Here is a 12154-nt window from a genome sequence, read left to right as displayed (position 1 = left end):
GTTGGCGTGAGAGAAATGGTGCGTGTCGCGACACGCGTCGCAACCACTTCACTCACGCCAATCAGGTTCAGCAACCACTTCTCTCACGCCAACGCGCCTCGGCAACCATTTCACTCACGCCGATGGGCCCGGCAACCACTTCTCTCACGCCGATGCGCGCCCGCTGCTGCTACCCGGGGAGGTATCTACCTCGGCGACCGGGGTGCCGCGCGGTCAATTGGGTTCACGTCAAGGTGTATTGGGTGCGGGAGACTCGGAAGGTGTGCTGGCCGTTCGTGCATTGGATGCCCTGGGTTGGAGGCTGGCCGGTGCAGGTTATGGGGCCGTTGTTGACGGTGTTGCCGGGAGACAGTTGGGGGCCGGGGCGGTAGATGCCGGTTCCGCATGCATAGCTCAGTTGGGTGGCGCCGCTTCTGGCGAGGGTGAACTTCGGGAAGGGAACGGCGGGTGCTTCGCAGGTCGGGGCCGGGATCGGGAGCTGGTATGTGGCGAAGGACGCTACGCACCACACTTGGGCGTCGTCGAGGGCGCACGCGACGGTGACGGTGTACGGATCACCGTCACTGAACCATTGGGTGCCCGCGTATGCAGGACCCGCCGAGAAGACCAGGATCGGCACACCGACGGCGACTACCGCCGCCGAACGCAGCAATGATGCGATTCCCATGTCCCACATGCCCTTTCGTGAACCACCCAGAAGCACAGATGCATCGGGTCGATGGCCCGAGAAGATGTAGCGTCGCTGCCGCCGAATTGGGCTCTGCGACTACACAACCCATGCTGCCGAGCGAGCGACCCCCCGTCCAGGCGCAGTCCGCTGAACGAACCAGCACCCGGTCCCGGACCATCGTGGCCAGTGGTCCCACAAACCCTGTCGACCATTCACAGAACTTGCAGCCCCTGTGAATAGCGCCGAGCCTCTGTGGACCCACCTATTGGGGCCGGGATCGGGCGCGGCACTCGCCGCTGCACGAACCAGCGCCCGGTCCCGGGCCATCGTCGCCCGTGGTCCCACAAACCCTGTCGACTGTTCACAGAGCTTGTAACCCCTGTGAATAGCACCGAGCCTCTGTGAACCCATCTACTCAGGCCGAGGATCAGGCGCGGCATTCTCCGAGGGCAAGCCTGCGTCGATCAGTTGGACGATGTCGGCGATTGTCCAGCAGGAGACCAACTCTTGTTCGGTCAGGCGGACGCCGAGGCGTTCGTCGATGGCGACGATGCCGATGGCGGCGGCGACGGAGTCGAATCCCAGGTCGCCGATGAGGATTTCCGTGGGGTCGGCTTGCGGAACTTCCATGCCGAGATCGGTCTCGAAGATGTCGAGCAGCACGTGCAACGTGGCGTCGGTCAAGGGACCTCCTCAGCCGCGCGAGGTTTCGGAATGCGGGTGGCATAGCGAGCGTATCGACCGGCACCGCGGCGGTCGTGGGCCCAATGATCCGACTGTGCTCAACGAATGGTCCGGTTCGGCGCAGAGATCAACTGTCGGACGATGATCCGATCCGGTCCTGGAAATACGCTTGGCGGGATCGGCGAGGAAGGAACGATCATGATGCCGGGCACACCGCGAATTCTGGTCGTCGGCGGCGGTATCGCAGGCCTCACCTTGGCTGCGGCGTTGCGGCGCAACGGTATCGAGCCGACGGTGGTCGAGAAGGTGGCCAGGTACGGCGATGTCGGCTATGTGATCACGCTGTGGCCGATGGGACGCTTGGTGGTCGACCACCTCGGACTCGGTGACCGGTTCGAGGCACTGACCGTACCGATCAACGCCTACTCCACCCATACCGACGGCGGCGGCCGACTGCGCGATTTCGACTTCCGCGGCCGCCTCGGCGACGACGGCGTCCCGAGGGCGCTCCGGCGGTCCGAGCTGATCGAACTGCTCGGGTCGTTCGGTGGCGGCACCGAGGTGCGGATGACGCGCACCGTGGCCGGCCTCGAACAAGACGACAACGCCGTCCAGGTCCGATTCGACGACGGTGCAACGGCCGAGTTCGATGCGGTGGTCGGCGCCGACGGCATCGATTCGGGGATACGCAGGCTGGTCGCGGGCAAGGTGTCGATGCGGTGCAGCGGGCTCCGGCTGTGGACTTGGTGGACACCGGGTTTCGGCGTCGCCCCTGACGAGTCCCACGAGTTCTGGGGTGTAGGACGGTATTTCGGCTACAACCCGACCACCGGACAGGTCGGCTGCGCTGCCGCCCTCCGCGCTTCGGGCGCGCCGACCACACCGACACAGCTACGCGACCGGCTACGCGGCGTTGCCGGACAACAGAATTGGATGATCGACGCACTCGGCGACATCGACCGCGTCGGCTCGTTCGACCTCGACGATCTGCGGCTGCCGAACTGGCGCTTCGGTCGAGTGGTGCTGCTCGGCGACGCGGGCGCGGCGTTCCTGCCCACGGCCGGCGTCGGCGCATCGATGGCAATGGAGTCTGCGCTCGTGCTCGCCGAGGAGCTGTCGAAGGTCGATGCTGCCCAGGTACCCGATGCGCTGCGGCGGTACGTCGGCCGCCGCCGCACCCGAGTCGATGCGGTGCAGAACCGGTCCCGCTGGCTGATCCCCGTCATGCAGCGCCGCACCAGATTCGGCACCGCGTTACGCAATGTCATGGTGCGCGCGATGCCTGAGAACACGGTGATCTCGGAGATCACCCGCTGGAATCCGCAGCCATGACACGCTAATCGGTGGCTCGCGACCCTTCAGCGGCATCGAGCAGCAGCTCGCGCAGGTACTCAGCAAAATCCCCTACAGCACAGGGCAGTACCCGCGGATCCGCGACCACGCCGACGGCCAGCTGATCGCGCAGCATCAACGCGGTCACCATGAGCTCGTCGGCCATCAGCGGCGACAACGGCAGCGTCATGTGCACGGCACGCCCGAACACGCTGTACCGCAGCGTGAATCCCGGCGTGATGCTGACGCTGAGCTGGCACGTGTCGCGCACCATCCGAGCCATCAGCCAGGTCTGCCCGCGCCACGGCAGGTACTGCAGATCCACACTGGCCGAGGCGAGCGCCCGCGCCTGATCGACCGGATCGATGGCGGCCATCCGTTCCCGCACTGCCGCAACGCGATCGGTCATTCGCGCGCCCGACGTGTCGACATCCAGGAACGCGGACGCGGTGGCGTTGCCGGTGTGGCGCAATTCCGAGTCGAGGGTCACCGGCACCATGATGCGCAGGCCGTCGGTCGTGGCCCGAGCGGTCACCTGCCGATACGCTTCGGCGGCGGCCGCGAGCAGATACTCGGTGCTCGACCCGGCAGCGCTCGCCGCGCCTTGCCGTAGCCGTCGTATCGGTATCGAGAATTCCGCGACCGCCCTGACACAGTCCGCAGGCGGAAAGGGCGCCATCCGCCCGCCTCTGCGCACCGGACGCGCAGCGCAATACTGCCGAGGCATCTCGACGCAGGTGCGCCATGTGAGCGCCCGTTTGAACGGAAACCGTGGCGCGGTAACGAATCTGGCGTGATCGCCGACTCCTTCACCATCGACAACGAGGGCAGCGAATCCCGGCGCTGCCACGCCGTCGCTCAGGCAGTGGTGCACCCGGAGCAGCACCGTCTGGCTCCCTCGATCCTCCTCGTCGACGAGGGTGACGTCCCACAGCGGCGCGGTGCGGCTCATCGGCGTCGCCATGAGCTCCTCGACCGCACGCAACAGCGCGCCGCGATCCGCCACCACCGCTCGCTGCACCCTGGTGTGCGGTTCCGCGGCGTCGGCATGGACGAAGGCGGGCCGCCTGCGGAGCCGCTCTGGCAGGCACAGCCGATACATCTCGTGCTCGCGCACCCGCATGGCCACCCTGGCGCGCAGCTGTTCGATCGTGATCGGCTCGCCGGGTTCGAGCGAGAGGCCGAGCATCCAGTGCATCGGATGACCGACGCTGTCGAGACGCAAATGCACGCAATCCAATTCGGTCAGACGATCCCGGCCACTCGAGCTGCCCTTCACGGTTCCCACTCTCCTGGATAGCCGAAGTACCGCACCGTCGGTGCCCCCTCGCCCCGCCCGATCGCCTTCGCCAGCACCCGGCTCGGCCCGACCTCCACCAGTCGCGTGCAACCGAGCCTGCTCAGCGTCGCAAGCACGGCGGTCCACCGCACCGGCGCGGTCAGTTGCTGCTCCGCCAGATCACGCCACCGCGCGGCCGAATACAGCCCGGCGTCGACATTCGCGACCACGTCGATTCCGGTCGCCTCGAACTCGACCGCGTCCAACGCCTGGCGCAGCAGCGGCGCCGCAGACGCCATCAGCGGCGTGTGGAACGCGCCGCCGACCGGAATCCGCACAACCTTCAGCCTGGCTGACTTCGCCGCCTGGGCTACCGCATCGACACCCGGCGAAGTCCCGGACACCACAATCTGCCGCGGCCCGTTCACGTTGGCCACCCACACCTGCGCACCCTCGGCCCGCGCCGCAGCGGCGAACTGTTCGACGATATCGCTGCTCGCGCCGAGGATTGCCGCCATCGTCCCCGGCAGCCGCTCGGTGGCCACCCGCATCGCCGCACCACGCGCCGCAACCACTCGCGCACCCGCACCAGCCGACAACGCGCCTGCCGCCACCAACGCCGTGCACTCGCCCAGGCTGTGTCCCGCGCACGCACGCACCCGCCCGATCAGCTGGTGCTCGGTCAGATAGTCCAGCGCCATCAACGACATCGTGAAGATCGACAGCTGCGCCGCATCGGTGCTCCGCAACCGCTCGTCGCCGGTGCGCAGCACCAACTCGGCCACGTCATATCCGGTCCATTCGGATACCTGGCCGACGAGGCGCCACTGGGGCGTGTCCCGCCATCGCTCGCCCATGGCCGGTCGCTGTGCGCCTTGACCCGGGAAGATCAATGCACACTCGGCCGAGCGCGTATCGAGCACCGCACGAGCGTATCGCCCGCTGCGGCACCGGTATTCGGTCAGACGTTGAGATCACGTCAGCGAACGCACGATGATTCGGGCCGGTCACGTCGATACGCTCCCCGAGAGACGAACGCGCAGCCAGTCGGCTGCGGCACGGATAAGCGCCTCGCAGGAGGGGGAACCGTGGACACCACAGCAGTGACAACCCGACCTACGCCGGATGGCGATCGAAACGCCTTGTCGGAGTTACGCTTCGAGCAGACGGTACCGCGCTCCCTGGTGCATCGCAGCGCCGTCAACGAGGTATTCCTCACCGACGCGGCGGTCATCGGCAAGCGCGAATGGGCGGTCGCCGCGATGCTTCCGCGCAGTCACATGCTGTTCAACGACGGCGGCAATCCCGACTATCTGGACACGATCGCGATCATGGAGGTCACCAGGCAGGTGACCGAGTATGTGGCGCACGAATTCGTCAATGTGCCGGACAACCAGTTCCTGGTCTTTCGGGATATGCGCATCGATGTCTTCGCGCCCGAAAGACTGCGCACCGGACCCGATCCCGCGCGGGTGGTGACCATCGTGAATGCCCGCACGTCCGAGGGACTCGCCAAGCACCCGGTGACCATCATCGTCGACGGCAACGAGTGTGCGCGGGCAGGCGGGCGCTGGCTGCCGCTACCACTGCATTATTACGAGTACATCCGCCAACGGGCACGCACGAAAACGCTCGCCCGCGACCATGAACCGGTGCGCGCGGTCGCTCCCGAGGCCATGCTCGCCCCGGAGCGGGTCGGTCGCCAGCATCCGAAGAACGTCCTGCTTGCCGAGGGCGCGGCGACGGCGGACAGCGGGATGACGTTCCTGCTGACCTTCGATCCCGCGCATCCGTTCTTCTTCGACCATCCGATGGATCACGTGCCGGGCATGCTGATGTTGGAGGCCGCCAGGCAGGCCTGTTTGGCGACGCTGGTCGAACATCGGGGCGCCGCAGCGCATCGCTGCCTGATCGTCGGCTGCGATGTCGACTTCGGCAACTTCTGCGAACCAGATCTGCGCACCCGCTGCCACGCCGCGGTCGACGAAACCACTTCCGCTGGTGCGGGTTCGGCTCGACATCGGGTACGCGTCGGCTTCGAGCAGGCGGGCGAGTCGCTCGGCGCGATCACCCTCGACGTGCTCGACGAATCCGGTTCAGGCTGAGGAGGGCAAGCCGATGACGACACCGGACCGAGTCGCGGTGGTGGGGGCCGGTGTTTCCGGTATCTCCGCCGCGCTGGCGCTGCATCAGGCCGGCTGCGCGGTAGAGATCTTCGAACGCGACGACCGGATCGGCGGCCGGGTCGGCGTCGCCGAACTCGGCGACCGCGAAGTGCTGTTGGGCGGCAAGAACATCGGGCGCGGCTATACCCGGTTGCGCGCGCTGCTCGAACGCCTCGGCGGTACCGGATATGAGCCGTTCGGCATCAACACCTCGCGGATCGTGGCAGGCAAGCTGGTCAGCCTCGACAGCGAGAATCGCACCGAGGCGATGGGCGCCGTTGTGCGCATGTGCGATTGGCGCGACCTGATCAAACTGGACGGCATCGCGCGGAAGGTGCGGACAACGGAATCGGCGCGCTTCCTCGGCTCCGACCTGGCCAGAAAGCTCGCCCGTCACGACGATCGGCCGCTGTCCGCGCATTTTCACCGCAACACCGCCGACCACTTCCTGCGTCCGATCACCGTCCGGATGAACGGCGCCGAACCGGACGAAGCCTACTTCGGCAACTTCCCCGTCAATATGGGCATGTTGATCGATCGCTTCGACCAGCCGACCACCGGACTGTCCACGCTGCTGGCGCGCGTCGAGTCGATCGTCGAAATCCGGTACCGCACTGCGGTTACCGGCATCACGAAGGCCGACGGCGATGTGCTCCTCGACCTCGCCGATGCCAACGGCAGACCGACCCAGGCGCGCTACGATGCCGTTGCCGTCTGTACCCCGGCCCATGCGGCCGCGCCGCTGCTGGCGACCCTGTCGGAAACACTGGCGGGACTGCTCCGTTCGGTCCGATATTTCCCGGCAACGGTCGCCGTCGTGCACTACGTGCACGATGTCTTTGCCGCCGATGTCCGCGCCATCGCGTTGGACGATCAGCCGTGCAGCAACGCGGGCAGCTATGGCAAGGCGACGAGAAACCTGGTCCGCTACACCTTTTCGGGCAGACACGGCCGCCTGACCGATCCCACCGACACCGAGGTCCTCGACCTGGTCGCCGACACCGAACGGCGGCTGCGCAACCACCTCGGCATCGCGCCGCAGTCCAGCACCGCTGCGGCGATCCGGCACTGGCCACAGGCCTACTGTGGCTACCTGCCGCACTACGGCGACTTCTTGGACGCACTCACCGCCGCGACCGCTCCGCACACCGGAATCGCCTTGGCCGGTGACTATCTGCTCGGCACCTCGTTGGAGGCATGCTGCCGCTCCGGCGAAACCGCCGCCGCGACACTGCTTTCGGCGCCGCTGCCCCAGGGAGCCACCAGGTGAGAATCCTGATCGTCGGCGGCGGCATCGCCGGGCTGACCCTCGCCGCCCGGCTGCGCCAACGCGGGCTGCGCCCCACTGTGATCGACACGATCAGCAGCTACGGTCACGCCGGATCCGCGATCACGGTGTGGCCGACCGGCAGTCGGGTGCTGCACGGCCTCGGCCTGTGGAACTCCTTCATCCACACCAGCGCGCCGCTGCAGCGCTACGTCGTGCACGATCGCGACGGCAAGGTGTTGCGCACCTTCGACCTCGACCGGCTCGGCAAGCGAGATGGCCTGCCGCGCGCGGCTCCCCGCGCCGAGCTGCTCGCCATCCTCGAGTCGGCGAACGGCGGCACACCGGTCGATCTGGAGACCGAGGTAGCCATGATGCGCCAGATCGGTTCGACCGTGCGCGTCCGGTTCGACGACGGCAGGGAGCGCGATTTCGATCTGGTTGTCGGCGCGGACGGTATCCGCTCACGCACCAGGCAGCAGGCCGAATTGCATACCGCCGAACACCGATTCGGGTGGCGCATCTGGTGCTGGTGGGCGCAGCGCGGTGTCACGCCGCCCGGCGAACTGCACGAAACGTGGGGTCTGCGTCAGATCGTCTCCGCCTATCCGACCCAGGATCGCGTCGCCTGCTTCGTCGCGATCTCCCGGTCGTTCAACGACACGGGCACCGAGCCATGGCCGCCGAACGATGAGAGCCGCGACAGCCTGATCCTGCGCACGTTGCGCGAGGCCGATCGGGTGGAATGTGTCGACATAGTGGAAGTCACTGTGCCCCAGTGGATCCGGGGGCGGATCGTGTTACTCGGCGACGCCGCCGCCGGCTTGATCCCGACCACAGGCATCGGCGCTTCGCTGGCGATGGAGTCGGCGGCGGTGCTCGACGACGAGCTGGTGCGGGTCGACACCGCGCACATCGACATCGCCCTCACCCGGTTCGCACGCCGCCGCATGCCGAGGGTCGACGCCGAACAACACCGTGCCCGGGTGGTCGGCGACGTGATGATGCTCGAATCGCCGATCGCACGGCACTTTCGCGATCTGGGGCTGCGCTATTTCCCGACACCGGTGATCTGCCGCGAACTCGACCGCTGGAACAACATTCCGATGTAGATCCCGAGGGAGAATCTCATGACAACCACGCCGCTGGACGATATCCCCGGACTGTTCCGGTGCGAGACGATCTCCCGTACCGACGCGACCGCCACGCTGCTCTCGCTGACCAAACAGCTGCGCGGCCGCACCGTCGACACCGACGTGTACACCGTGCACCAATATGTCGACTGTCCGCCGGAGGTGCTCTACGACTACCTCGTCGATATCCGCAGCGTCGAGGAATACACCTACAGCATGCGCAATTTCCGGCCCGACGGCGACACCGGACGCTACATCGGCGAGGACGCCACCGATCCCGACACCAAGATTCACCTGCGCATCATCGGCAATCGCGAGGTCGGCACCGTCGACTACGAATCGGCGTTCGACCAGGGCGAGGATCTGTGGATGGTGTTCTGCGGCCGCGTCTTGTCCGCGCGCCATGTGCAGCAGCGCAGCGGTGCACTCGTGTCGTGGACGATCTGGCGGCACCCGTACTACGACAAGAATCCGTACCCGCACTTGTCTCCCCGCGGCCGCCGGAACTGGCCGGGCACGATGTGGCCACTGTTCCATGCGTGCGACGTGCTGGAACTGCGCAATATGCAACAGATCCTCGAACATCGCCTTGGCACGCACGCGCTGCCGACCGCGGGACGGTGAACCGTCATGGCCGATATCTACCGTGACGCCGCCGAGTTCTACGACATCGCCGGTCGCCCCTATTGGAAGCCGCGCGCCACCGCACTGGCAAATGCCATGGCCCCTGCCGCACAGACGAATTCACCGATCATCGACATCGGGGCCGGCACCGGCCTCGTCGTCGAGATCGTCGGCGCCGCACTGGCCGACGTGCCGATTCTCGCGATCGAGCCCTCCGCTGCCATGCGGGCCGCACTCGCCAGCAGGGTGCAGGCGGATCCCGCGCTCGCGCGCCGGGTGACGATCGCCGCGACCATCCTGGAGGAGACCACCCTCCCCGACCGACTCGGCGGCGTGGTCGCCTGCGGCGTGCTCGGGTATCTGACACCGGAGGATCGACATCGGTTGTGGCAGTTGCTCGCCGACCGACTCGCCCCCGGCTGCCGCGCCGTCGTCGACGCCGCGCCCTTTCCCGCGACGCGAACGGTCCGGCCGATCCGGGTCGGCGCCGCACGCTTCGGTGAATGCAGGCACGAGATCTGGCTCGGCTCACGGCCCGCGGCCGTTCCCGGCCGGATCGAGCTGACCACGATCTGCCGGGTGCTGCGGGACGATCGGACGGTTCGAGAGTCGGTCAGCACCCAGGAGTGGTGGGCGATGGACATGCGGACTATCCTCGCCGAAGCCACCGCGGCAGGTCTCCAGTGCCGAAGGGCCGGATGGGATCTCGCGACGTTGGCCGTCTCATCGACAGATTCTCTCAATGCTCAGCTGAGCGCCGCGACAGCATCCACCAAGCGTTGAGTCAGGTGTGATCGTTCGGCTGAGGAAACGGGTCCGTACCCAACGCTATCGTCATTTCAACACGAGACCGGTTCGCTCAGAACATCTTCCATTCCGGTCCGTATTCGAAATGGCGACGCGAGGAGTGTCATGCCGAATCAGATTGAGTCGGAAACAGATTCGACATTCTGGCACGGATTCACCAATATGCGCGGTTTCCGGAAGCGCGGCATCAGTATCGCCTCCGCCGACGGTGTGTGGGTGGTGGATACCGAAGGCAACAAGTATCTCAACGCTTTCGGCGGATTGTGCAATCTGAGCCTCGGCGGCGCGCATCCGGAAATCATCGAGGCCATCCGCGAACAAGCGGGAAAACTGCTCTACTTCCCCATCGAGCGCGCAACGCATCAGGCCGCCGACGAGTACGCCCGCAGGCTGGCTGCGGTGACACCCGAGGGGATGAACACCGTCTTCTACGCCTCCACCGGATCCGAGGCCAACGAGACCATCCTCAAGATGATGCGCCAGTATCAACGGATCCGTTTCGGCCAGGACACCACGAAACTCGGTGTGATCGCCCTGGATCGGGCCTATCACGGCGTCACCTACGGCGCGTTGAGCGCCACCGGCTCGGCCTTCCGCCGATTCCGTCAGCAATTCGAGCCGTTGATGCCCGGCTTCCACCACGCGCCGTCGCCGTATGCCTACCGCTGCGAATCGGGCTGTGCGGGAACATGCAGCCTCGCCTGTGCCGACGCCATCGAGACGATGATCGAGCGGCTCGGTGCGGGAAATATCGCGGGTGTCCTGATCGAACCGGCACTCGGTGTCGGCGGCGCAATTGTGCCGACCCGCGAATATCACGAACGACTTCGCGAAATCTGCGACAGCAATGACATTTTGCTGGCCTACGACGAGGTGATCACCGGATTCGGCAGGCTCGGTGAATGGTTCGGCGCCGACTACTTCGGCGTGCGACCGGATTTCCTTGCGCTGTCCAAGGGCATCAACAGCGGCTATCTGCCGTTCGGCGCCGTCGTGGTGCACGACGCCGTGTATCGCGAATTCCTCACCGCGGTGGATGGTTTCATCGCGACCGGGAGCACGACGAACGGCAACCCGCTGTGCTGCGCCTCGGCGCTGGCCACCCTCGACATCATGCAGCGCGACGGCATCGTCGACCAGGTGCGCCAGACCGGCAAGTACCTGTTCGACAAGTTCGAGAACCTGCGCGAGCACGCGATCGTCGGCGACATCCGCGGCGCGGGACTCCTGATGGGCATCGAACTGGTGAAGGACCGCGCGACCAAAGAACCTATCCCGCAACAGCAATGGCAAGTGATCGAGGACCGACTCGCGCTGAGCGGTCTGATCATCGGCAGCCAGGGCGCGGAGGGCCTCGGCGGCACCATCGGCATCGTGCCGCCGCTCACCATCACGACCGACGAGGTCGACGAGCTCTACCGACGCCTCGACGGCGTGCTTGCCCGGTACTCCCGGCTCACGGCCAAGGGCTGAATCCACACCAAGACAGAACCAACACCCCGTACACCGATCCGAGGAGGAACGCTGTGAGTTCCATGCTGAGTTCGGACGAACTCTCCGACATCGTACGCAGCGCAGTCGCTTTGGCGCTTGCCGTCGAACTGGACGACGTGACGTCCGACAAACTGCTGATTCCGGAGCTCGGCGCGGAATCAATCGACTTCCTGGACATCACGTTCCGGCTCGAGCAGTTCCTGCCGATCTCCGTGCCGCGCGACGATCTGAACGAACAGGCCGAGGACGTCTTCGGCGCTGGCGCTGCCGTCGATACGTTGCGCAGGCTGACCCCCCTCGGCGCCTACCTGGTCCGGGAGCGCCTGCTCGGTGTCGACCTCAGCAAGGTCGAGCCGGGGATGCGGGTCGAAGACGTTGCCGCACTCTGGACGGTCGAGACCTGGGGAGGCCTGTGCAAGCGGTTGCTCGACACCATCCCGGAGACGTGCCCGTCCTGCGGCGGCGGCCGCACCTTCGTGCGCAACGCGGACGGCGAGTTCCATGCCGAATGCGACAAGTGCGCCACCGAGCTCACCGCGATCCCCGGAGATGAGCTGAACCAGAACTGGTTCGAGGAGATCCGGGATCTCGACGAGGTGGCGCGGTTGGTCGAGCAGAGTCGCGTGCAAGCCGCCGAGGCGGCCGCCGCGACGGCGCAGGCGGGCGATCCCGCACCGGCCGGCGCGATCTCGGAGTAAG

At 66.4% G+C, this 12154-nt stretch carries 12 protein-coding genes; 8 read left to right on the top strand and 4 right to left on the bottom strand.

The features are described from left to right. Nucleotides 1-223: 223 nt before the first annotated feature. Both NA11_RS04765 and NA11_RS04760 read right to left on the bottom strand, forming a co-directional pair. On the bottom strand, nt 224-667 hold the full coding sequence (locus tag NA11_RS04765) for a hypothetical protein (RefSeq protein ID WP_141717416.1): 444 nt from the start codon (nt 665-667) through the stop codon (nt 224-226). A gap of 414 nt (nt 668-1081) precedes the next feature. Further along, the gene (locus NA11_RS04760; protein WP_069160509.1) at nt 1082-1354 is read right to left on the bottom strand and encodes a phosphopantetheine-binding protein; all 273 of its coding nucleotides are present in this window, start codon (nt 1352-1354) and stop codon (nt 1082-1084) included. Nucleotides 1355-1552: 198 nt separating this feature from the next. Here NA11_RS04760 and NA11_RS04755 point away from each other — a divergent pair, with 198 nt between their 5' ends. Further along, nucleotides 1553-2686, top strand: a complete 1134-nt coding sequence (locus tag NA11_RS04755; RefSeq protein ID WP_167837571.1) for an FAD-dependent oxidoreductase — start codon at nt 1553-1555, stop codon at nt 2684-2686. 4 nt (nt 2687-2690) lie between these two features. On the opposite strand, the gene NA11_RS04750 is transcribed toward NA11_RS04755, so the two are convergent. Both NA11_RS04750 and NA11_RS04745 read right to left on the bottom strand, forming a co-directional pair. Next, nucleotides 2691-3965, bottom strand: a complete 1275-nt coding sequence (locus NA11_RS04750; protein ID WP_167837570.1) for a wax ester/triacylglycerol synthase domain-containing protein — start codon at nt 3963-3965, stop codon at nt 2691-2693. Further along, nucleotides 3962-4888, bottom strand: a complete 927-nt coding sequence (locus tag NA11_RS04745) for an ACP S-malonyltransferase (protein ID WP_069160506.1) — start codon at nt 4886-4888, stop codon at nt 3962-3964. The genes NA11_RS04750 and NA11_RS04745 overlap by 4 nt, the downstream gene beginning before the upstream one ends. Nucleotides 4889-5053: 165 nt before the next feature. On the opposite strand from NA11_RS04745, the gene NA11_RS04740 reads away from it, so the two are divergent. The 7 genes from NA11_RS04740 to NA11_RS04710 all read left to right on the top strand — a co-directional run bounded on the left by NA11_RS04740 (nt 5054) and on the right by NA11_RS04710 (nt 12153). Further along, complete coding sequence (locus NA11_RS04740) at nt 5054-6070, top strand: AfsA-related hotdog domain-containing protein (RefSeq protein ID WP_167837569.1); 1017 nt, start codon at nt 5054-5056, stop codon at nt 6068-6070. A 13-nt stretch (nt 6071-6083) separates the two neighbouring features. Beyond that, entirely contained in the window at nt 6084-7400 is a 1317-nt protein-coding gene (locus NA11_RS04735; protein ID WP_069160504.1) for an FAD-dependent oxidoreductase, read from the top strand. Then, the gene (locus tag NA11_RS04730; protein WP_069160503.1) at nt 7397-8509 is read left to right on the top strand and encodes an FAD-dependent oxidoreductase; all 1113 of its coding nucleotides are present in this window, start codon (nt 7397-7399) and stop codon (nt 8507-8509) included. Before NA11_RS04735 ends, NA11_RS04730 begins: the two co-directional genes overlap by 4 nt. 18 nt (nt 8510-8527) lie before the next feature. After that, the gene (locus NA11_RS04725; RefSeq protein ID WP_069160502.1) at nt 8528-9154 is read left to right on the top strand and encodes a DUF8713 domain-containing protein; all 627 of its coding nucleotides are present in this window, start codon (nt 8528-8530) and stop codon (nt 9152-9154) included. A 6-nt stretch (nt 9155-9160) separates the two neighbouring features. After that, nucleotides 9161-9937, top strand: coding sequence for a class I SAM-dependent methyltransferase (locus NA11_RS04720; protein WP_069160501.1), 777 nt, complete (start codon nt 9161-9163; stop codon nt 9935-9937). Between the two features lie 129 nt (nt 9938-10066). After that, complete coding sequence (locus NA11_RS04715; protein WP_069160500.1) at nt 10067-11434, top strand: aminotransferase family protein; 1368 nt, start codon at nt 10067-10069, stop codon at nt 11432-11434. A gap of 62 nt (nt 11435-11496) precedes the next feature. Beyond that, on the top strand, nt 11497-12153 hold the full coding sequence (locus tag NA11_RS04710; protein WP_069160499.1) for an acyl carrier protein: 657 nt from the start codon (nt 11497-11499) through the stop codon (nt 12151-12153). Nucleotide 12154 lies beyond the last annotated feature (1 nt).

The sequence above is a fragment of the Nocardia altamirensis NBRC 108246 genome (assembly GCF_001612685.1).
Lineage (GTDB): Bacteria > Actinomycetota > Actinomycetes > Mycobacteriales > Mycobacteriaceae > Nocardia > Nocardia altamirensis.
Note: the sequence above shows the minus strand (reverse complement) of the source record. Positions and strands in the feature narration are given on the sequence as shown.

Coding starts and splice junctions, on each gene's coding strand:
- NA11_RS04765 (WP_141717416.1), bottom strand. CDS start 667: ATGGGAATCGCATCATTGCTGCGTTCGGCGGCGGTAGTCGCCGTCGGT.
- NA11_RS04755 (WP_167837571.1), top strand. CDS start 1,553: ATGATGCCGGGCACACCGCGAATTCTGGTCGTCGGCGGCGGTATCGCA.
- NA11_RS04735 (WP_069160504.1), top strand. CDS start 6,084: ATGACGACACCGGACCGAGTCGCGGTGGTGGGGGCCGGTGTTTCCGGT.
- NA11_RS04725 (WP_069160502.1), top strand. CDS start 8,528: ATGACAACCACGCCGCTGGACGATATCCCCGGACTGTTCCGGTGCGAG.
- NA11_RS04720 (WP_069160501.1), top strand. CDS start 9,161: ATGGCCGATATCTACCGTGACGCCGCCGAGTTCTACGACATCGCCGGT.
- NA11_RS04715 (WP_069160500.1), top strand. CDS start 10,067: ATGCCGAATCAGATTGAGTCGGAAACAGATTCGACATTCTGGCACGGA.
- NA11_RS04710 (WP_069160499.1), top strand. CDS start 11,497: ATGCTGAGTTCGGACGAACTCTCCGACATCGTACGCAGCGCAGTCGCT.